The sequence below is a fragment of the Chromohalobacter marismortui genome (assembly GCF_004364315.1).
Taxonomy (GTDB): domain Bacteria; phylum Pseudomonadota; class Gammaproteobacteria; order Pseudomonadales; family Halomonadaceae; genus Chromohalobacter; species Chromohalobacter marismortui.
The window spans coordinates 129,688-148,940 of record NZ_SOBR01000003.1 but is presented as its reverse complement, the minus strand read 5'-3'; the positions used below and the strand labels follow the sequence as shown (position 1 = coordinate 148,940).

At 60.1% G+C, this 19,253-nt stretch carries 23 protein-coding genes; 13 read left to right on the top strand and 10 right to left on the bottom strand.

Annotation, left to right across the window (positions count from 1 at the left end; all coding sequences use genetic code 11):
• Positions 1-132: 132 nt before the first annotated feature.
• Positions 133-369, top strand: coding sequence for a DUF2835 family protein (locus tag C8E00_RS07260; RefSeq protein ID WP_133696333.1), 237 nt, complete (start codon positions 133-135; stop codon positions 367-369).
• Between the two features lie 196 nt (positions 370-565).
• A complete protein-coding gene (locus C8E00_RS07255; RefSeq protein ID WP_133697218.1) occupies positions 566-1,570 on the top strand; it encodes an adenosine deaminase in 1,005 nt (334 codons plus the stop codon).
• Between the two features lie 533 nt (positions 1,571-2,103).
• Here C8E00_RS07255 and C8E00_RS07250 read toward each other — a convergent pair.
• The 3 genes from C8E00_RS07250 to flgA form a co-directional block, all read right to left on the bottom strand.
• Entirely contained in the window at positions 2,104-2,556 is a 453-nt protein-coding gene (locus tag C8E00_RS07250) for a flagella synthesis protein FlgN (protein WP_133696331.1), read from the bottom strand.
• 65 nt (positions 2,557-2,621) lie between these two features.
• Positions 2,622-2,912 carry a flagellar biosynthesis anti-sigma factor FlgM gene (gene flgM, locus C8E00_RS07245; protein ID WP_208291894.1) on the bottom strand — a complete coding sequence of 97 codons (291 nt, stop codon included), beginning with the start codon at positions 2,910-2,912 and terminating at the stop codon, positions 2,622-2,624.
• 138 nt (positions 2,913-3,050) lie between these two features.
• A complete protein-coding gene (flgA, locus tag C8E00_RS07240; protein ID WP_133696328.1) occupies positions 3,051-3,770 on the bottom strand; it encodes a flagellar basal body P-ring formation chaperone FlgA in 720 nt (239 codons plus the stop codon).
• 225 nt (positions 3,771-3,995) lie between these two features.
• On the opposite strand from flgA, the gene flgB reads away from it, so the two are divergent.
• The 11 genes from flgB to flgL all read left to right on the top strand — a co-directional run bounded on the left by flgB (position 3,996) and on the right by flgL (position 14,615).
• Positions 3,996-4,418, top strand: coding sequence for a flagellar basal body rod protein FlgB (flgB, locus tag C8E00_RS07235; protein ID WP_133696326.1), 423 nt, complete (start codon positions 3,996-3,998; stop codon positions 4,416-4,418).
• Between the two features lie 9 nt (positions 4,419-4,427).
• Complete coding sequence (gene flgC / locus C8E00_RS07230; RefSeq protein ID WP_133696323.1) at positions 4,428-4,835, top strand: flagellar basal body rod protein FlgC; 408 nt, start codon at positions 4,428-4,430, stop codon at positions 4,833-4,835.
• 11 nt (positions 4,836-4,846) lie between these two features.
• On the top strand, positions 4,847-5,554 hold the full coding sequence (locus C8E00_RS07225; protein ID WP_133696321.1) for a flagellar hook assembly protein FlgD: 708 nt from the start codon (positions 4,847-4,849) through the stop codon (positions 5,552-5,554).
• Between the two features lie 53 nt (positions 5,555-5,607).
• Entirely contained in the window at positions 5,608-6,780 is a 1,173-nt protein-coding gene (locus tag C8E00_RS07220) for a flagellar hook protein FlgE (protein WP_133696319.1), read from the top strand.
• A gap of 63 nt (positions 6,781-6,843) precedes the next feature.
• Entirely contained in the window at positions 6,844-7,605 is a 762-nt protein-coding gene (locus tag C8E00_RS07215; RefSeq protein ID WP_133696316.1) for a flagellar basal body rod protein FlgF, read from the top strand.
• A gap of 82 nt (positions 7,606-7,687) precedes the next feature.
• Positions 7,688-8,470, top strand: coding sequence for a flagellar basal-body rod protein FlgG (flgG, locus tag C8E00_RS07210; RefSeq protein ID WP_133696314.1), 783 nt, complete (start codon positions 7,688-7,690; stop codon positions 8,468-8,470).
• A 92-nt stretch (positions 8,471-8,562) separates the two neighbouring features.
• Complete coding sequence (locus C8E00_RS07205) at positions 8,563-9,249, top strand: flagellar basal body L-ring protein FlgH (RefSeq protein WP_133697216.1); 687 nt, start codon at positions 8,563-8,565, stop codon at positions 9,247-9,249.
• A 17-nt stretch (positions 9,250-9,266) separates the two neighbouring features.
• Complete coding sequence (locus C8E00_RS07200; RefSeq protein ID WP_279586109.1) at positions 9,267-10,376, top strand: flagellar basal body P-ring protein FlgI; 1,110 nt, start codon at positions 9,267-9,269, stop codon at positions 10,374-10,376.
• Entirely contained in the window at positions 10,376-11,491 is a 1,116-nt protein-coding gene (gene flgJ / locus C8E00_RS07195; protein WP_133696308.1) for a flagellar assembly peptidoglycan hydrolase FlgJ, read from the top strand. The genes C8E00_RS07200 and flgJ overlap by 1 nt, the downstream gene beginning before the upstream one ends.
• A gap of 119 nt (positions 11,492-11,610) precedes the next feature.
• Positions 11,611-13,263, top strand: a complete 1,653-nt coding sequence (gene flgK / locus C8E00_RS07190; RefSeq protein WP_133696305.1) for a flagellar hook-associated protein FlgK — start codon at positions 11,611-11,613, stop codon at positions 13,261-13,263.
• 119 nt (positions 13,264-13,382) lie between these two features.
• Positions 13,383-14,615, top strand: a complete 1,233-nt coding sequence (gene flgL, locus C8E00_RS07185; RefSeq protein ID WP_133696303.1) for a flagellar hook-associated protein FlgL — start codon at positions 13,383-13,385, stop codon at positions 14,613-14,615.
• A gap of 120 nt (positions 14,616-14,735) precedes the next feature.
• Here flgL and fliR read toward each other — a convergent pair whose 3' ends face one another.
• Genes fliR through fliL form a run of 7 tightly spaced genes read right to left on the bottom strand, consistent with a single transcriptional unit; the run spans position 14,736 to position 19,129 of the window.
• Entirely contained in the window at positions 14,736-15,521 is a 786-nt protein-coding gene (gene fliR, locus C8E00_RS07180; RefSeq protein WP_133696300.1) for a flagellar biosynthetic protein FliR, read from the bottom strand.
• A gap of 6 nt (positions 15,522-15,527) precedes the next feature.
• Positions 15,528-15,797, bottom strand: coding sequence for a flagellar biosynthesis protein FliQ (gene fliQ, locus C8E00_RS07175; RefSeq protein ID WP_133696298.1), 270 nt, complete (start codon positions 15,795-15,797; stop codon positions 15,528-15,530).
• A gap of 57 nt (positions 15,798-15,854) precedes the next feature.
• Entirely contained in the window at positions 15,855-16,631 is a 777-nt protein-coding gene (gene fliP / locus C8E00_RS07170; protein WP_166638273.1) for a flagellar type III secretion system pore protein FliP, read from the bottom strand.
• On the bottom strand, positions 16,628-17,098 hold the full coding sequence (fliO, locus tag C8E00_RS07165) for a flagellar biosynthetic protein FliO (protein ID WP_133696295.1): 471 nt from the start codon (positions 17,096-17,098) through the stop codon (positions 16,628-16,630). The genes fliP and fliO overlap by 4 nt, the downstream gene beginning before the upstream one ends.
• A complete protein-coding gene (gene fliN / locus C8E00_RS07160; RefSeq protein WP_133696293.1) occupies positions 17,095-17,628 on the bottom strand; it encodes a flagellar motor switch protein FliN in 534 nt (177 codons plus the stop codon). The genes fliO and fliN overlap by 4 nt, the downstream gene beginning before the upstream one ends.
• Positions 17,621-18,637 (bottom strand): flagellar motor switch protein FliM, encoded by a 1,017-nt coding sequence (fliM, locus tag C8E00_RS07155; RefSeq protein WP_133696290.1) that lies wholly within the window; start codon positions 18,635-18,637, stop codon positions 17,621-17,623. Before fliM ends, fliN begins: the two co-directional genes overlap by 8 nt.
• Before the next feature lie 6 nt (positions 18,638-18,643).
• Positions 18,644-19,129: a flagellar basal body-associated protein FliL gene (gene fliL, locus C8E00_RS07150; protein ID WP_133696288.1), complete on the bottom strand. Its 486-nt coding sequence runs from the start codon at positions 19,127-19,129 to the stop codon at positions 18,644-18,646.
• Between the last annotated feature and the right edge of the window lie 124 nt (positions 19,130-19,253).

Genomic DNA, 19,253 nt, shown 5'->3' with positions numbered 1-19,253 from the left:
CAACGGCGCCGTTGGCCGTTATTCCAGTTATCGGCGCAGGGGAAATTCGCTTTAGGGTGAATTGCAAATTTTTTCATGCGCCGTGGCTGGGTATACTTGGCGCCTGTCGATTCCCTGGAGCTTGTGCTTCTCATGCCGTCGCTGGATATCATGCTCGACCTGTCGCTCGAGACCTGCCGCTATCATTACGAAGGCGCCATGCACACCGTGATCGCCACCAGCGTGGATGGGCGCCGGGTGAGCTTCCCCGCCACGGCACTGCGCCGTATCGTCACGCCGGAGGGCGCGCGCGGGGTGTTTCGCCTGACGTTCAGCGAGGAGGGCAAGTTCATGTCCATGGTGGCGGTCAGGCGTTGGGAGGCGACGTAGACGCATGTTTTGGATATAACAGGTGGCGTGTTATTAGCCCCTGTCGGCATTTATGTGGGCGGTACGTTATGGCGTCGCCCGGCGTGAGGCCTAATGACCTTGTTTGGCGTCATTGGCATCCGGCGAGCCCTTGATGCATCCTTGACCGAACGGACAGCATGAGGTGAAAGACGCGATGACGACACGCGACACGGAGATGACAACCTGGCTGCGCGGTTTGCCCAAGGCAGAGTTGCATTTGCACATCGAGGGTACGCTGGAGCCGGAGCTGATGTTTGCTCTGGCCGAGCGCAATGGCGTGACGCTGCCATATGACTCGGTCGCAGCGGTGCGTGCAGCGTATGACTTCGACGACCTGCCGTCGTTCCTCGATTTGTATTATCAGGGCATGGGCGTGTTGCACACACGGGAAGATTTCTTCGATCTGGCGATGGCGTATTTCGCCCGCGCCCAAGAAGACGGCGTGGCGCATGTCGAGTTGTCGTTCGATCCGCAGGCGCATCTGGTGCGCGGCGTGCCGCTCGAGGTGCCGTTCGAGGGGTTGCTGGCGGCGTGTCGCGAGGCCGAGTCGCGTTACGATATTTCGTCGGCCTTGATCATGAGTTTTCTACGCGACCGCGATCCCGCCGAAGCATTGGAGGTGTTCGAGCAGGCGGCTCCATGGCACGCATCGATCGACGCAGTGGGACTGGACAGCGCCGAGCGTGATCATCCGCCGGGGCGTTTCGCCGAGGTGTTCGAGCGTGCGCGGGCCTTGGGCATTCCCGGTGTGGCGCATGCCGGCGAAGAGGGCCCTGCCGCCTATATTCGCGAGGCCTGGGAAGCGCTCGAGGTATGCCGGATCGATCATGGCGTGCGCTGCCTGGAAGATCCCGAACTGGTCGCGCGGTTGCGCGACGCCCGTGTGCCGTTGACGGTGTGCCCGCTGTCCAACGTCAAGCTCAAGGTTACGCCCACACTCACTGAGCACCCGCTGCCGGCCCTACGCGAAGCTGGCCTGAACGTCACGCTCAACTCCGACGATCCCGCCTATTTCGGGGGCGGCATGCTGGATAACCATGTCGCCTGTCACGAGGCTTTCGGCTGGACGCGAGACGACTTCATCGCCATGACCCACAATGCCGTGCAAGCCGCCTTCATGGATGAGGGAAGGCGTGAGGCGTTGTTGGAACGGCTGCGTGGAGTCGCGTCAGACGTCTAAAGCCACATATACGTTGCCATGCAAGCCCAAAAGCAACATAAGTGTTGCGCTTAGGGTGTCTAATGACAAATGTCTGGAACGAAAAAAGCCCCGTCCAGAAGGACGGGGCAAAGCTTTGTACGCAGAGACTAAGCATTGGGATGCAGCGTAGCCTCGGTGCCTATATTACCCCGTCATGCGGTATTGCTTAGCAATGAAATGGACTCATTAACCTGCGTTAATCCCTGTAAGTCACCGTGTTGCGGCGATGAAGGCAGCGTGGTGGGGGCGTGGGCGGTCGGCGCTGGTAGTGCGCGATATGTCGCGGTCGGTGGAGTGGCGGCATGTGCGCGCGTGAACGCGTCGAGGGATCAGAGGGGAGCGCGAGGCGAATTATCAGCAAACTGAGGGCAACGGCGACAAGATCCATGGCGGCAGGCTCTCATTAGACGATGAGCATGCCATCAGTATGGCTCATATGGGGCGGTTTCTCATGTCTACCTGTACGCCAAGCGAGGGGTATTCGGCAGTGCTTGGCGGGGAGCGAGCCCGTACTATACCCGCGAACTGATACGGTTGAGTCCCTTGTGCCGTGAGCGTCCGTCGGCTTCGTACATCGTGCTGCCGGCGGCTTCTTTCAGGAAGTTGAGCATGCGCTGGTTCTGTTCCATGCGGTTCATGGCCAGCAAGCCGTTGATGCGGTTGAGCTGGCGTGCCTCTTCGCCAATGGTGCGCAGCTGATGCCAGCTATCCAGGCGCTGCGCCTCGGTTGCGGCACGTTCGGCGCTCTGGCGGCTTTCACCGTGACCGAGCTCGCGCATGACGTCGCGGCGCTGTGCATCGAGCGTTTCCAGCTCGGTGGCGACTTGGGACTTCGCCTCGGCGAGGCGTTCCAGCTCGGGCCCGTCGATCTCGCCCTGAGACAAGGATTCCCGTTCCTCACGCAGCAAGGCCACGAAGCGCTGCATGGCGTCGAGTTGGCGGTCCAGGGTTTCGGCGAGCGACATAAGGGCGTCCCATCCATCCTTTGGTTGTGTGCCGGGGTGCAGGCCGGCGTATATTCACCCCGGGGTTAGCGTGCCGAGGTGTCGCCGAGCAGGTCGCGGACGCTGTCGATCAAACCATCGGCGATCTTGCCGGTATCGAGTTCGAGTTGTCCGTCAGTGATGGCCTGGCGGATTTCGTCGACACGGGCGGTGTCGATATCCTGGCTAGTGTCGGCTTCGTTGCTCTGACTCAACGTGGTGATGCTTGCCGGGGTGCCCGCCTGTGCGGTGTCGTCGCCACGGCGTGTGCGCTGGGCGGCATCACTCTGCTCGCTCTGAGTGGTCTGAGACGGCGGATGTAGATTGGAAATTTTCACAATTGAGCTCTCTTGCAGCGCGGGCTTGTACCCTTCATCGGCCACGGTGGCAAAAACTGTAGGGCATTGACCGCACCTTTTTCAAAGAAGTGGGCCACTGCCACGCTGCCGGCATTATAGCGTCTGTGGTCATGTCTATCAGTAACTGATCGTCAGTCTTCCGCGCGCGTCCACCTGACCCTGAAGTACGTCACCATCCGGCATGCGGGCGCGGATCGCGTCGCCCTTGCCGCCATTGTTCAATGCCTCGCCCTCGCGGGTTACCGAGAAGCCCTCGCCCTGGGCAATCAGCGTCACGGGATCGCCGCGATGCACGAGGTAGGGCTGGCGAAGTCTGTCACTGTGCAATGCCATGCCCTTGACGAGGCGCTGCATGACGACCTTGCCGATGGCCTGGCTGGGATCGTCGAGGGCATTGCGTGGTCGGCGCGAGATATCGGCGCGCTCCCAGTCGAGCATGTCGGCGGTGAGGCGTTCACCGCGCTGAATGGCAGTGGCCGCCACCAGGAAGCGCACGCTGGCGGTAACGCGTGCCTGCACATAGCGCACGCGCTCATCGTTGCTGCACCTCACCCCGACCATGACCCGGCCTTGCGGGACGCCTTCGCGGGGCAGAAAAGGCTGAGGCGAGCGGCACGCGGGGAAGCGGCCGGTCTCGCTGAGAATGTCGACCCCGACATCGTCACCCAGAGAGGCGGCCTGGCTCATCAAAAAGCGTTGCGTGGCTTGGGCGATGGCGTCATCCGGCGTGGCGAGTGCGACGGGCGCTATGCAAGTCGCTAGCAGGGCCAGCGCGAGCCTACTGCAAAAGAGCGCGCGACGGAGTGCCCGAATAGCGTTGCCAAGAATACGCTGCATTGGATGAGCCCCTGAATGAGCCAGGAATAAGGATCGTAGCCGAAGCCCGATGGCCTGATTCTAGAGGCATGCCACATCGAGCAAAGGTGGAAATGGCGCTCAAATGTCGGCCTGTTTAGTCGTTTGCCGTGACGGCGGCGCGGCTATTCTGCATCGTGCACATTTCCCCATGTCTAGCGAAGGGGAACGAACCGCGAAACGAACGCGATGACAGGGACACAGGGCATGATTGACAAGCTTGCAGGCTACCTGGATTACCACCAGGAGGCACTTAGCCTTCGCCACGAGCGCCAGAAAGTATTGGCCAACAATATCGCCAATGCCGATACGCCGAATTACAAGGCGCGCGATTTCGACTTCTCGGCGGAATTGGATCGCGCCATGCAATCCGGTGGGAGCGGTCAAGACGGTGGTCTGTCGCTCACCACGACGTCGGCGCGCCACATTCCCGCTCAGGCGCCGGGCGGTGGCGGCGTTCACGACCTCCTGTATCGCGTTCCCGAGCAGCCGAGCCTGGATGGCAATACCGTCGACATGGATCGTGAACGTGCCGCGTTCGCCGACAACGCACTGCGTTATCAGGCCAATACGACGATCTTGACCAGCAAAATTCAAGGCATCAAAGCGGCCATGCAGCCTGCAAGATAAGGAATCGCTATGTCCATGTTCAGCATTTTCGAGATTTCCTCGTCGGCAATGAGTGCGCAGTCCCAGCGCATGAATGCCACCGCCAGCAATATGGCCAACGCCGACAGCGTGGCCGGCCCTGATGGCGAGCCCTATCGCGCCAAGCACGTCATGTTTCAGGCGCAGTCGCAAGGCGGCAGCGAGCTGGGGGGCGTGCGTGTCACCGAGGTGGTCGAGAGCGACGCGCCCCCTCGCATGGAGTACCGCCCCGATCACCCCTTGGCCAATGAAGAGGGCTATGTGGCCATGCCCAACGTCGACCCGGTCGACGAAATGGTCGACATGATCGCGGCGTCGCGCTCCTACCAGGCCAATGTCGAGGTCATGAACACCAGCAAGTCACTGATGCGGCAAACGCTCACCATCGGACAAGCTTAACGGAGACAGACATGGCTAGCCCCGTCATCGGCAGTAATACGCTTGCCACGATCAACGGCACGCCCAACGCCAACGCGACGAACGAGACCCGTACCACCGGCGCGGAGTCTGCCCAGGATCTCAACGATCGCTTCATGACGTTGTTGATCACGCAGATGCAGAACCAGGACCCGACGAAGCCGATGGACAACTCGCAGATGACCGCGCAGTTGGCACAGATCAATACGGTCAGCGGGATTCAGGAACTCAACGACTCGCTGGGCAAGATCAACGATCAGATCGATGCCGGCAAGACACTCCAGGCGTCATCGTTGATCGGCCAGGGCGTGATGGTTCCGGGCGATACCGTGCGCGTGGGTAAGGCCGAGGACGGTAGCGTCGTGGCCACGCCGCTGGGCGCCGAACTGGCAACCGGTGCCGACGAACTCGAGATCACCATCACCAATGGCTCGGGTCAGGTGGTCCACCAGAGTGTCGAGGAAAACGTCCCGGCCGGCGTGCAGTCCTTCGATTGGCCGGGCACGGGGCTGGACGGCAACCCCGTGGCTGCGGGGGCCTATAACGTCGAGATGACGGCCAAGGTCGGCGGCGAAGAGGTCTCCGTCACACCCCTCAATTACGCACTCGTACAGGGCGTGACCTCCGGTGAGAACGGACCGACCCTCGATCTGGGGACCTCCGGTAGCGCTACTCTCGACAATGTGCGCCAGATTCTTTGATCACGATTTCACGCTGTCTTGACGCCACTACTTTATAACGCGGGGAAGGAATAATGGGTTTTTCACAGTCATTGAGCGGGGTCAATGCGGCCTCGTCGCAGTTGGATACCATCGGCAATAATATCGCCAACTCGCAGACCGTCGGCTTCAAAAGCTCCACGACGCAGTTCGCGGATATCTACGCCAACAGCCAAGGCCTCGGCACGCGCGTGGCGGCGACGGTGCAGAACTTCACCACGGGGAGCCTGGAAACCACCGGACGCGCGCTCGACCTGGCGATTGCCGGCGACGGTTTCTTCCAGTTCTCTCAGAACGAGCAAATGGCGTATTCACGCAACGGCCAGCTCACCATGAGCGCCGATGGCTATTTCGAGAATGCCCAGGGCGCGCGCCTGACCAATCAGCAGGGCGAGCCGTTGCAGATCACGCAGTTCAGCCAGGGGGCTCAGGCCACGACGGACGTGCAGTCAGGGTTCAATCTGGATGCAGAAGCCGAGACGCTCACTCCTCTTCCTGCTGGCGGTTTCAATCCAAATAATAGCGATACCTATAACTACGTGACCAATGCCGGCACTGTCTATGACGCCCTGGGTGTGGGGCATGATCTGAGTCTTTATTACACCAAGACCGCAGATAATACATGGAGTGCCAACGCTGTCATGGAAGGTCAGGTCGTGGGCACCACCACCGGTATGACGTTTGACTCTGGAAGTGGTGACTTGACAGCCAACGGCGTCATTAACGCGACGGCGTCAACTGCGGCTTTGGGCACCGGTGCGGCTCCGATGAACTTCAATATCAACCTGGAAGACAGCACCCAGTACGGGCAAGAATTCGAATTGAGAAGCTTTACTCAGGATGGTAATACCGCCGGCACCTTCGTCGGTGTGGAGATCACCGAGAACGGTGAGATCATGGCCAACTACTCCAATGGCAATAGCGGCGAAGTCGGCACCATCGGCATGGCCAATTTCCGCAATCCCGAAGGTCTGACGCCGGAGGGCGACAACCTGTGGACGGCGACCGAGGCATCCGGCGCGGCGCTGGTGGGCCAGGCCGGAACCGGTCAGCTCGGGAGCCTGGAGTCGGGCACCGTGGAGGCCTCGAACGTCGACCTGACGCAGGAGCTGGTGGACATGATCATCGCCCAGCGCAACTTCCAGGCCAATACCAACGCTATCCAGACGCAGTCCGACGTGATGAAAGAAGTCAATAACTTGCGTTAAGACTTGAGTCGGCCGGTCGTTGCGACCGGCTTCATTCGTTGTGAGTCGAGCAGGACGATCAGCATGGATCGGATTATCTATACCGCCGGCAGCGGCGCCAGCCAAGCGATGCAGCAGCAGGCGGTGATTAGCCACAACCTTTCCAACGTCTCGACGCCGGGATTTCGCGCCGAAATCGACGCGATGCGTGCGGTGCCGGTGCAAGGCGATGGCCGCCTGGCGACACGTACCACGGTCGCGGCCACCACACCAGGGACGGACTTTTCGCCGGGCTACATGAATGCCACCGGTCGGCGTCTGGACGTCGCCATGCAAGGCGATGCCTTCCTCGCCATTCAAGACCCGCAAGGCGGCGAGGCCTATACGAAGCGTGGCGATCTGCAGGTCAGCGCGGACGGCATGTTGACCGTCAAGGGGCAGCCGGTGATGGGCGAGCAAGGCCCGATGATGGTCCCGCCGGATGCGGAATTTTCCATCGGTGCCGATGGGTCGGTCAGTGTGATTCCAGTTGGCGCGAATCCCGATGAAGTCGCTCCGATCGGGCGCTTGAAACTGGTCACGCCGGATCTGCAAGCGTTGCAGCGTGGCGACGATGGCTGGTTCCGCCTGCCGCCGGGAGAAGGCGCCGAAATGGCACCGCCGCAACCCCTGGATGAGGAGGCGCGGCTGCAGTCCGGCGTGCTGGAAGGCAGTAACGTCAGCGCCACGGATGCCATGGTCGCCATGATCGACGGTGCGCGTCGCTACGACATGCAGATGAAGGTGATCGAGAGCGCCGATCAGAACGCGCAACGCGCCAATAGCTTGCTGTCCGTTCAAGCGTAACGGCGTGCAGGCGACACCAGGCGTCGCGCGCTATTGAATTCTCGGCACCGCCCGCTCGGTGCCGGCATAACAGGTAAAGGTCATGATTAGATCGCTATGGACCGCCAAGACGGGGCTTGAAGCTCAACAGGTCAAGCTCGACGTTATTTCCAACAACCTCGCCAACGTGTCGACCAACGGCTTCAAACGCTCGCGACCGGTGTTCGAGGATCTGCTTTATCAAAACGTGCGCCAACCCGGCGCTCAGGCATCGGCGGTGGATACGTTGCCTTCCGGCCTGCAGGTGGGTACCGGGGTGCGTCCGGTCGCCACGGAGCGTTTGCATACTCAGGGCGGCCTGCAGAATACCAATAATTCCAAGGACCTGGCGATCAACGGTGATGGTTTCTTCGCCGTGCAAATGCCCGACGGGACGACCTCGTATACCCGTGATGGCAGTTTCCAGATCGACCAAAACGGCCAGATGGTCACGGCGGGCGGTTATCCGCTCGATCCGCCCATCGTGATTCCCGAGAACGCGCTGTCGGTGACCGTGGCGCAGGATGGCACGGTATCGGTGACGCAGCCCGGTGACACCGCGACGCAGGAAGTCGGACAGGTCATGCTCTCCACGTTCATCAATCCCGCCGGGTTGCAGAGCATGGGGGAAAATCTGTATCAGCAGACGGATGCCTCCGGCCCGCGCAATGACCTGATTCCGGGCATGGAAGGTGCAGGCCGCCTGTATCAAGGCTATGTCGAGACCTCCAACGTCAATGTGGTGGAAGAGATGGTCAGCATGATCGAGACCCAGCGTGCCTATGAAATCAACAGCAAGGCAGTGGAAACGTCCGATCAGATGCTGTCGCGCCTGACGCAGTTGTGAGGAATGACGGCGTGACGGGAATGGACGTGGAGAGAGGAGCGAACGTGGACATGGCCGATGATGAAAAATCGCGATGGACGATGGGCGGGTGGATGTCCGGTTGCGGTGGGTTGGGCATGTCGGCGCGCGTGCTGTGTCTGGTGGCGTTGTTGATCATGGGCGGTTGCGCGCAGTTGCCGCATGAGTCGGTGGTGCCCGAGGCGCAGCCCATCTCGTATCCTGATCCCTCGCTTGCCACGCCCAACGGTGCCATTTACCAGGCACGCGGTGGCTTTCATCCGCTCTTTCAGGACCGGCGACCGCGGCAGGTGGGTGACATCATCACGATCACGATCAACGAGGATGTCAGTGCCAGCAAGGATTCTTCGTCCAACGCCAACCGTGAGAGCAGTCTGGGGCTGGATCTGGAGACGATCCCTGATCTGATGAGCTTCCTCGAGGACAATAGCCTGGATGTTTCCGGCGAAAACGACTTCGAGGGCAGCGGCGGGTCGAGTGCCAGCAATACCTTCACCGGGACCCTGACGGCGACGGTGGTGAATATCCTGCCCAACGGGAACCTTCAGGTGCGAGGCGAGAAGCGCATCGCCATCAATCAGGGGACCGAATATATCCGCTTCTCCGGCGTAGTCGATCCGCTTTCTGTGACGACGCAGAATACCGTGCCTTCGGGGCAGGTGGCCGATGCGCGTATCGAGTACGTGGGCGATGGCTATATCAATGAGGCGCAGCATATGGGATGGCTCCAGCGTCTCTGGCTGAACATTGCGCCTTTCTGATGAGGATGAGATACGTCATGAGAAGTTTGCTGCGTTGGATGGGCGTGCTGTTGTTGTGTGGCGTCTGCGCCGCTCCCGCACAGGCCGAGCGTATACGGGATCTGGCGAGCTTCGCGGGCGTCCGCGAGAATCAGCTGGTGGGCTACGGACTCGTCGTGGGGCTGGACGGGACGGGTGACCAGACGACGCAGACGCCGTTTACCGGTCAGACGCTGATCAACATGTTGTCGCAGTTGGGTGTCAGCATTCCGGAAGGTACCAACATGCAGTTGCAGAATGTGGCCGCGGTCATGGTCACGGCGCAACTGCCCCCTTTTGCCCGCCAAGGGCAGGAAATGGACGTTACCGTCTCTTCGATGGGGAACGCCGACAGCTTGCGTGGCGGGACCTTGCTGATGACCCCTTTGCGCGGGGTGGATGGCAATGTATATGCGATGGCGCAGGGCAATCTGCTGGTCGGTGGCATCAGTGCCCAGCAGGCAGGCAGTAGTGTGCAGGTCAACCATACGACGGCCGGGCGCATTCCCGGTGGCGCCACTGTCGAGCAATCCGTGGCCCTGCGCCTGGGGCGGCGTGATGGCACCTTGGACCTTTACCTGGACAAGACCGATTTCACGACGGCTCAGCGCGTGGTACAGGCCATCAACAATGAGTTCGGGGCGCCCGTGGCGGCGGCGATGGATGGTCGCTTGATTCGTCTGAATTCGCCCAGCGACAGCAATTCGCGGGTCAATTTCATGGCGCGGATCCAGAACTTGAATGTCACGCCCAGCCAGGGGCCGGCCAAGGTCATCGTCAATTCACGTACCGGTTCGGTGGTCCTCAATCGCAAGGTGACCCTGGATCGTGCGGCGGTGGCGCATGGTGACCTGTCGGTCACCATCGACTCCAATCCGCAGGTCAGTCAGCCCAACCCATTGAGTGAAGGCGAGACCGTGGTCGTGCCGAATGCGGATATCTCGGTTCAGCAGGAAGGCGGCGCGCTACAGATGGTCAATACCAGCGCCGATCTCATGGATGTGGTCAATGCGCTCAACGCGCTGGGGGCGTCGCCACAGGATCTGATGTCGATCTTGCAGGCACTGAAATCAGCGGGTGCGCTCAATGCAGAGCTGGAGATCATCTAATGAGTGTCGATGGGCTCAAAAATCAGTTCGCTCTCGATGTGCAATCCTTGTCGCGACTCAAGCATACCGCCAGCCAGTCGCCGGAAAAGGGGCTGTCCCAGGCGGCGGACCAGTTCGAGGCGGTATTTCTGCAGATGATGCTCAAGAGCATGCGAGATGCGATTCCGCAGTCAGACCTGCTCAGCAGTAATGAGACCGACACCTATACCTCGATGCTCGACAAGCAATGGGCGCAAAAACTCACCGGGAATATCGGGCTCTCGGACATGCTGGTCGAGCAGTTGCAGGGCAGGGGGCTCGTCGGGCGCGATGACGACGTGACGCGCAGCGACCTGATTGCCGGCATCCCGCGGGGAACACCCAAGGTGCTGAGCGATCCGATCATTCCTCAGGAGACAGTGCCCAAGGGTGAACGGCTCAAGGGCGACGCTACGCCGCCGAACGTCGAAGCCTCTCCTTCGCCGGTGTCGTCTACACCCTTGGAGGTGGCCGCCAATCCCGAGACACGGGCAACGCAGGCGGGGGCCGATACCGGCGAGACGCGCGCGGCGCCGCATGTGGAGGCATTCTTGTCACGCTTGCGTGAGCCCGCCGAGGCGGCTGCCAAGGAGAGTGGGGTGCCCGCGTCACTGATCCTGGCGCAAGCGGCACTGGAAACCGGCTGGGGCGAGCGCGAGATTCCCACCCACGGTGGCGGCAACAGCCATAATCTCTTCGGCATCAAGGCCGGCGATAGCTGGGAGGGTGACACGACGAGCATCATGACCACCGAGTATGTCGACGGGCGTGCCCGCCAACAGCGCGACGAGTTCCGTGTCTACGATTCCTTCGCGGCTGCGTTCAAGGACTACGCTCAACTGATCGGTAACAACCCGCGCTATGCCGGCGTGGTGACGGCCTCGTCACCGGAAAACGCGGCGCGCGCCTTGCAGTCAGGGGGATATGCCACCGACCCGAACTATGCCGATAAGGTCATCGATGTCATGGCGCAGATCGATGACGGCCTCGCGAGCGGTCCGGCGCTGGCCAGTGCCGCGGAGCGCTCCGGTACACGTGGAGACGTTGGCGATGCCGACCCCTATGGAGTATCGCGCATGCCATCGGGCATTTTCTGAGCGCTCACATGGATTTTTCCTCAAGTCGGGCGCGGTGCTGCCGATACCCTAAGTAATCACTATTCGTTGTGCCGGCCACACTTGTTAGCGTCCGGCGCCCCTAGCCAGGAAAAGGTGTCATGAGCATTTTCTCGATTGGCCTGAGTGGCCTCAGTGCGGCCCAGACAGCGTTGTCGACGACCAGCAACAACCTGAGCAACGTCTACACCGAGGGCTACAATCGTCAGGTGACGATCCTTGGAGAGAGCTATAGCAATGGGTCGACGGGAACCGGGGTCTCGGTCGACGAAGTGCAGCGCCAGTTCAACAGCTATGTCACCGAGCAGTACAACGACGCCAATAGTCAGAAAAGCGCCCTGGAGAGTTATCAGAGCCAAGTGTCGCAGATCGATAATCTGCTGGCCGATAGCGATGCGGGGTTGGCGCCCCTGGTGCAGGACTTCTTCTCCAGCCTGGACGATCTTTCCGGTGCGGCTTCCGATCCGGCGGCGCGCGAGGGCGTGCTGGGGTCGGCGTCGTCCATGGCCGCGCAATTTCGTTCGTTCGACTCTTATCTCAGTGACATGCGCGATAGCCTCAATGGGCAGCTCGAAGGGACGGTGACGGACATCAACAATACCGCCACGCAGATCGCGTCGCTCAATGACCAGATCACCCAGGCGCGCGCCAAGTCCGGTGGTGAAGAGCCCAATACCTTGCTCGACAAGCGCGACAAGCTGGTCTCTGACCTCAATGAACTGGTGGGGGCGGAACTGAACGTTCAGGACGGCAAGACCTACAACATCAACCTGGAAAATGGGCAGCCGCTGGTGTCGGGCACGAGGAGCTATGACCTTGAAGCAGTATCCTCCAATGAAGACCCTTCGCGTACCGTGATCGGCTATCGCGATGCGGCGGGCAACATCAATCAGATCGATGATGGTGCCTTCGAAAACGGCGAGCTGGGCGGCTTGTTGTCGTTCCGCAACGAGACATTGGACAGCGTGCAGAATCAGCTCGGCCGCATGACGGTGGTGCTGGGCTCGGAATTCAACGCCGTGCATGAAAGTGGCAAGGATCTCAACGGCGACGACGGCGAGGCTTTCTTCAACATCGGCTCGCCGCGCGTGATGAGCAATAGCCAGAATGACGGCAATGCGGCGATTACCGCCGACTATAGTGACGTCAATCAACTGACCTCGAGCGATTATCGTATTACTGCCACAGGTGACGATGACGTGTACCAGGCCGAACGGCTTTCGGATGGCAAGACCACTACCTTGACGCTGGATGGCGACGATAAAGCATCGCTGGATGGAGTGTCCTTGACGTTCTCCGGCACCGCGCAGGAAGGCGACACCTTCATGCTGCAGCCCACGCGCACCGCGTCCCAGGACTTCGAAGTGGCGATCAGCGATGGCGCGGAGATCGCCGCCTCGAGTAGCGCGGATGGTGACGATAGCAACGGAGAAGTCGGTAGCGGCAACAATGAAAACGCGCTGGCGTTGCTCGACTTGCAGAGCGAGAAGATCGTCGGCGGAACTTCGTCGATCAGCGATGCCTACGCCTCCCTGGTCAATGACGTGGGCAATACCACCAACATCACCCAGGTCAATCTGGACGCGCAATCGGCCCTCACTGAGCAGTTGCGTGAGTATCAGCAGTCCGAGTCGGGTGTGAATCTGGATGAGGAATACGCCAACCTGATGCGTTATCAGCAGTATTACCAAGCCAATGCGCGGGTCATCGACGTCGGATCGACCGTCCTCGATTCGGTGCTGCAACTGCGGTGATGACGCCGGTCGGGCGACGCTATCAACGTCCCGTGATGGTTGAGCTTCGTTCTTGAAGATAACGTTTAGAAGACAATGCGACGCTGAATGAACACAGCGTGGTGACGAGGTGAGCAAAGATGCGTATCAGCACCGTGACGATGTATGAGCAGGGCGTTTCGGCGATGAACCGCCAGCAAAGCGATTTTACCGAGATCGGCCAGCAGATTGCGTCTGGCAAGCGGGTGGTGAACCCCTCCGACGATCCGCGCGCCGCCTCACGGGCGGTCAGTGTGTCGCAATCGTTGGCGGTCAATGCGCAGCAGGAAAGTAGCCGTACCACGGCACGCAATGCTCTGGGCCAGGAAGAAAGCGTCCTGTCGAGTGTCAGTGACGCCATCGTTTCGGCGCAGTCGCTGATCGTACAGGCCGGTAACGGGACCCTGAGCGATGCCGATCGTGAGTCGCTGGCCTCGGACCTCCAGGGTAAGTTCGAGACACTGGTAGGACTTGCCAACACCACCGATGGTAATGGTACTTATCTGTTCAGTGGTTACCAGGATAATGCCAAGGCCTTCTCGCGGACCGATGCCGGTGCTGGCGTGGATACCATCAGTTACGAAGGCGATCAGGGCATCAAGCGGCAGAAAGTGGATGCCGAGCGGCTCATGGCGACCAACGATAGCGGCACCGATGTGTTCATGAATTTCTCATCGGGCAGCGGGTATATCGCCGAGGCCGCGGATACCAACACCGGGAGTGTCACCTTCACGGGGCCGGATGTCCGCAATGCCGACAATGCCGCGCAAGGTGAAACCTTCGATATCACCTTCAACGGTGACGGTACCTACGATATCGCCAGTGCTGGCCCTGAGTTCACCGATCAGACCAATGTGGCATACACCGATGGCCAGACCATCGAATTCGGGGGCATGGCATTGACCCTGGAAGGCCAGCCGGCAGCCGGCGACTCGCTGACCGTCACGCCGGGCGGTGAAATGAGCAATGAGCAGGCCAGCCTGTTCAAGACCATCGGCGATACCATCAATGCCTTGCGCCAGCCCGTCGATACCGATGCCGACCAGGCGGCACTGGACAACACCTTGTCGACTGCCAGCCGCAAGCTGGATGCTTCGTTGGATAACGTACTGACCACGCGGGCCTCGGTCGGTGCGCGCATGAACGAATTGGACGCTCTGGATAAGGTGGGTGGTAACCGTGAGATTGCCTACGAGCAGACTCGCTCCGACCTGGTCGATCTGGACTACAACTCGGCGATCTCCGACTACATGCTCAGTAAAGTAGGCCTTCAGGCATCGCAGAAGTCGTTCGCCGATATTCAGCAGATGTCACTGTTTCAGTATCTTAGATAAGTTTCCTTGAGTAGCGCTGTGTCCAGGGACGCACTAAAACTTATCTGAAAGCAAACGCCATGTCCTTGCGGACGTGGCGTTTAACGTTCTGCCTGACGAACGCCACGTGTGATAGCCACCCTAGCCCCCCGCGAGGCGCTGCACCACTTCCTGCATGGTATTCAAGCTTTCACTGAAGATGATCTCCAGAAAGCGGAGCAGGTCGGGCATCAGCGTCATCAGCAGCACCACGCCAGTGGTCAGTGTCATGGGAAAGCCGATAGAGAAGATCGACAACTGCGGCGAGGCGCGATTGAGTACACCGAGCGTCAGGTTGATGATCAACAGCGAGACGATCAAGGGCAGTGCCATCAGGACGCCGGAGGTGAAAATCTCGCCGCCCCAGCGGGCGATGAGCTCACCGGCGCTGCCGTCGACCCTGGGCCCGCCGACCGGCAGTGTTTCGAAAGAGTTGGCGAGAATCTCCAACGTCATCAGATGCCCATTGATGGCCAGAAACATGAGCAGGGTGATCATCTGAAAGATGCGCGACAGCACCATGCTGTTGCCCACGCCCGGTGTGAAGAAGGTCGCGAATGCCAGCCCCATCTGCAGGCCGATGAACTCGCCGGCGGCTTGAACCACGGCAATGGTCACGCGCAGAACCATCCCCATGGCGATACCGATCAGCATCTGTTGCATGAGAATGCCCAGACCACCGATCGAGACGATGGGGATATCGGGCATGGGCGGCAACGCCGGGGCGATGGCAAACGTCATCAGCGCGCCAAGCGCGATCGATACCTGACGCGGTACGCTATGCTGGCTCCACAAGGGGGACGCCGCCAGGAAAGCGAGTATGCGTACGAACGGCCAAAAGAACAGCGTCAGCCATTCGTGCAACTGGTCGAACGTTACCTGAAGCATGGAGGTTTAGCTGACCATCGTCGGAAGGTTCCGAAACAGTTCCTGGGTGAAATCGACGATGGTTTGAATCAGCCATGGCCCGGCGATGACCAATGCGGCGACAACGCCCAGGATCTTGGGAATGAACGTCAGCGTCATCTCGTTGATCTGGGTGGCCGCCTGGAACAAGCTGACCAGCAGGCCGATCAGCAAGGCCGTCATCAGTAGAGGGCCGGCGAGCATGAGGGTGACTTTCATGCCTCGGTAAGCCAGCCCCATGACCATTTCGGGGGTCATGGCGGAATCTCCTCATGTTGCTTGGGTGTCAGTGGCCTATATGCGACCACCCGTAGTTTACATATAGAAACTTTGCGCCAGGGAGCCGATCAACAGCTGCCAGCCATCGACGAGCACGAACAGCATCAGCTTGAAGGGCAGGGAAATCGTGGCCGGCGGCACCATCATCATCCCGAGTGCCATCAGGACACTGGCAACCACCAGGTCAATGATCAAAAAAGGAATGAAGATGCTAAACCCGATCTGGAACGCGGTCTTGAGTTCGCTGGTCAGGAAGGCCGGTACCAGTAGACGCATCGGGACATCTTCGGGGCCCTGCATCTCTCCGGCATCGGCCATGCGTGCAAAGAGCGCCAGATCGGTTTCACGCGTCTGGCCGAACATGAACTCGCGAAACGGTTGGCTGCCTTGCTGCAGGGCCTGCTGCAGGCTTATCTGATCATTGGAAAAGGGCTCCCAAGCCTGTTCGTGCACGCGGTCGATGACCGGCGACATGATGAAAAACGTCATGAACAACGCCAAGCCAAGCAAAACCTGGTTGGGCGGTGTCGACTGGGTGCCGATGGCCGTGCGGAGTAGGCTGAGCACGATGATGATGCGCGTGAAGCAGGTCATGCCCAGCAGCAGCGCGGGCAAAAAGGCCAATGAGCTGAGCAGGAGCAGCGTCTGCAGGCTCAGTGACCAGCGTTGGCCTCCGTCGCCCGTGGGTTCGCTGACGATGCCGGAAATTTCCTGTCCCCAACCCAGCGCGGGCCAGGCCAGCAACAGCAATGCCAGGCCACGACGCAGCATGACGGCGACGTCTATCCGATTGAGCATGGCAACGACGTTCATCGATCGGATTCCTCGTCCGCGGCACCCTGAGATCGTGAGGTGGTGTGGCTCGGCGGTTTGCGGCCGATATTTTGCGCCAACGCCTGACGAAAGCGCTGAGAGAAGCTTCCACTAAGGGGGGCTGGGGCTGCGGACGTCGGTGCGTCGCTTCTGTCGGCGGCCGGCATGTCCTTGAGCAGGTTGACCTGATTACCGCCCACGCCGAGTACCAACCAGCGCCCATCGATTTCGACGATGGTCACACGCTCGCGTTGCCCGACCGCCGTATTGGAGATCACCTTGACGTGCTGGGAGGCACGCAGGCGTCCCGGTGTCAGTCGGCGCAGCAGCCAGGCACACAGCAGTATGATGGCGACGATCAACGCCAGGGAAAGGGTGGCCTTGCCTACCCACGCCATGCCCAAGGCGGCATCGCCGCTACCGTCGAGCGAGACGGCCGCCTCGCGTGCACTGTCGGCGACACTCATTTGTTCAGCTTTTTGACGCGTTCCGAGGGTGTGATGATCTCGGTGATGCGGATGCCGTACTTGTCATCCACGACCACGACTTCCCCTTGGGCGATCAGATAGCCGTTGATGAGGATATCCATCGGTTCGCCGGCCAGACCATCGAGTTCGATCACCGAGCCCTGGGCAAGCTCGAGCAATTGCTTGATGGTGATGCGCGTGCGCCCCAGCTCCACGCTCAGCTTGACGGGGATATCCATGATCAGGTCGAGGTCGCGAGGGGTCGTGCCGGCGACGCCCTCGTCGAGCTGCTTGAACACTTCGTGATCGGCATTTTGCGCGCGCGACGCGTTGATGTCCGAAGCATCTTCGTTACTACTTTGCTCGTCATCCTCGGTCGCTTCTTGCTCGGCCATCGCCGCCGCCCACAGGTCTTCTTCCGCATCGGCGGTGCTCTCATCGCTATCCGTGGCGGCATCTTGCTGTTCCGCCATGGCCTCGGCCCACTCGTCCTCGGTGCCTTTCTGATCGGGGTTCTTGGAATCAGTCATCTTTCGGATCCTTCGCTGCAACTTGGCTCGAGCCGTGTTCGATGAGGTGCCGAACGCGCAGCGCGCGTTGGGATTTCTGGCTGCCGTAATCGCATGTCATCACGGGAATGCCATCGACGCTGACATTCACTGCTTCGGGTAATTCGATGGGGATGATGTCGCCCACCGAGAGTTGGGTGACATCCCGCAGACGCAAGGGGATATCGACGAAATCGGCGGTCAATTCCACGTCCGAGTGGCGAATTTCTTGCGCCATGCGCGCTTCCCACTGCTGCTCCTCGTCGGGATGCGTGTCGTGCAGGGGGCTGGCGAGCGTATCCCGGATCGGCTCGATCATCGAGTAGGGAATACAGATATTGAACTCGCTGGAGAGGTTGCCGACCTCGACATGGAACGTGCTGTTGACGACGATCTCGTTCGGCGAGTTGGTGATGTTGGCGAACTTCACCTGGAGTTCCGAGCGGGTGTATTCGATGTCCAGCGGATAGACCGATTTCCACGATTCGCTGTAACCATCCAGCGCCAGCTTGAGCATGCGATGGATGATACGTTGTTCGGTGCGCGTGAACTCACGCCCCTCGGATTTGGTCAAGAAGCGTCCGTCGCCGCCGAACAGGTTGTCGACCACCATGAACACCAGGCTGGGTGGGAATACCACCAGCGCCGAACCACGCAGCGGCTTCATGGTGATCAAGTTGAGGTTGGTGGGCACCGGGAGGTTGCGCGAGAACTCGCTGTAGCTTTGATAGCGTACGCTTTCAACCGTGATGTCGGCGCTACGCCGCATCAGGTTGAACAGGGCCACGCGGAACTGACGGGCAAAGCGTTCGTTGATGATGTCCAGCGCATGAAGCCGCTCGCGAATGATGCGATGCTGCTTGGCGGGATCGAACGGACGCACCTTCCCCTGGCGCGAAGTATCGTCTTCCTTCGCGCTTTCCTCGTCACCGCTCACGCCCTTTAGGAGCGCGTCGATCTCTTCCTGCGAGAGCAGATCGTCTTGGGACATGTCGTCTTATTGCACAATGAATTCGGAAAATAGCACGCCGGTGACGTCCAGAGGCGGCTGCGGCTCGGCCAGCGGTTCGTCGAACGACGCCAGAATCTGATTGGCAAGGCGTTGCTTGCCTTCGGGCTTGATGAGGGCCTTGGCCTCTTGACTGGACAGTATCATCAGCAAGCGGCTGCGTACCTCCGGCATGTATTGCTGGATGATCTCCTTCGTCTTCTTGTCGCCCACCTGCAGGGACAGACCGATATAGAGCAGGCGGTTACTGTATTCGTCGTGCTGCAGATTGACCGTGAAGGGCTCGATCTTGACGAAAATAGGCACCGGTGCCTCCTTGGGCTCGCTCGGTTCTTCGCTGGCCGCTGCTTCCTGGCGCGAGTCCATGAGCAGGTAAACGCCAATGGAGCTACCGACCGAGAACAGGACGATCAACAGGCCTATCAGCCATAGTGACTTGCCGCGCTTGTTGGTTGCCGATTGGGACTTGGCCATCGTATATATCTATTCGCTTCGACGTAGATGAAGTGGGCCGAGTATGGCGATAGAGAGCACTTTTCGATTGCTCGAATAGAAAGCTTCCCGCACGCCACTTCGGGCTTTGCAGAGACATCCGTCG

Excerpts from the sequence above, each read along its gene's own strand:
- C8E00_RS07260 (WP_133696333.1), top strand. The coding sequence starts at position 133 with ATGCCGTCGCTGGATATCATGCTCGACCTGTCGCTCGAGACCTGCCGC.
- C8E00_RS07255 (WP_133697218.1), top strand. The coding sequence starts at position 566 with ATGACAACCTGGCTGCGCGGTTTGCCCAAGGCAGAGTTGCATTTGCAC.
- C8E00_RS07250 (WP_133696331.1), bottom strand. The coding sequence starts at position 2,556 with ATGTCGCTCGCCGAAACCCTGGACCGCCAACTCGACGCCATGCAGCGC.
- flgA (WP_133696328.1), bottom strand. The coding sequence starts at position 3,770 with ATGCAGCGTATTCTTGGCAACGCTATTCGGGCACTCCGTCGCGCGCTC.
- flgB (WP_133696326.1), top strand. The coding sequence starts at position 3,996 with ATGATTGACAAGCTTGCAGGCTACCTGGATTACCACCAGGAGGCACTT.
- flgC (WP_133696323.1), top strand. The coding sequence starts at position 4,428 with ATGTCCATGTTCAGCATTTTCGAGATTTCCTCGTCGGCAATGAGTGCG.
- C8E00_RS07225 (WP_133696321.1), top strand. The coding sequence starts at position 4,847 with ATGGCTAGCCCCGTCATCGGCAGTAATACGCTTGCCACGATCAACGGC.
- C8E00_RS07220 (WP_133696319.1), top strand. The coding sequence starts at position 5,608 with ATGGGTTTTTCACAGTCATTGAGCGGGGTCAATGCGGCCTCGTCGCAG.
- C8E00_RS07215 (WP_133696316.1), top strand. The coding sequence starts at position 6,844 with ATGGATCGGATTATCTATACCGCCGGCAGCGGCGCCAGCCAAGCGATG.
- flgG (WP_133696314.1), top strand. The coding sequence starts at position 7,688 with ATGATTAGATCGCTATGGACCGCCAAGACGGGGCTTGAAGCTCAACAG.
- C8E00_RS07205 (WP_133697216.1), top strand. The coding sequence starts at position 8,563 with ATGTCCGGTTGCGGTGGGTTGGGCATGTCGGCGCGCGTGCTGTGTCTG.
- C8E00_RS07200 (WP_279586109.1), top strand. The coding sequence starts at position 9,267 with ATGAGAAGTTTGCTGCGTTGGATGGGCGTGCTGTTGTTGTGTGGCGTC.
- flgJ (WP_133696308.1), top strand. The coding sequence starts at position 10,376 with ATGAGTGTCGATGGGCTCAAAAATCAGTTCGCTCTCGATGTGCAATCC.
- flgK (WP_133696305.1), top strand. The coding sequence starts at position 11,611 with ATGAGCATTTTCTCGATTGGCCTGAGTGGCCTCAGTGCGGCCCAGACA.
- flgL (WP_133696303.1), top strand. The coding sequence starts at position 13,383 with ATGCGTATCAGCACCGTGACGATGTATGAGCAGGGCGTTTCGGCGATG.
- fliR (WP_133696300.1), bottom strand. The coding sequence starts at position 15,521 with ATGCTTCAGGTAACGTTCGACCAGTTGCACGAATGGCTGACGCTGTTC.
- fliQ (WP_133696298.1), bottom strand. The coding sequence starts at position 15,797 with ATGACCCCCGAAATGGTCATGGGGCTGGCTTACCGAGGCATGAAAGTC.
- fliP (WP_166638273.1), bottom strand. The coding sequence starts at position 16,631 with ATGAACGTCGTTGCCATGCTCAATCGGATAGACGTCGCCGTCATGCTG.
- fliO (WP_133696295.1), bottom strand. The coding sequence starts at position 17,098 with ATGAGTGTCGCCGACAGTGCACGCGAGGCGGCCGTCTCGCTCGACGGT.
- fliN (WP_133696293.1), bottom strand. The coding sequence starts at position 17,628 with ATGACTGATTCCAAGAACCCCGATCAGAAAGGCACCGAGGACGAGTGG.
- fliM (WP_133696290.1), bottom strand. The coding sequence starts at position 18,637 with ATGTCCCAAGACGATCTGCTCTCGCAGGAAGAGATCGACGCGCTCCTA.
- fliL (WP_133696288.1), bottom strand. The coding sequence starts at position 19,129 with ATGGCCAAGTCCCAATCGGCAACCAACAAGCGCGGCAAGTCACTATGG.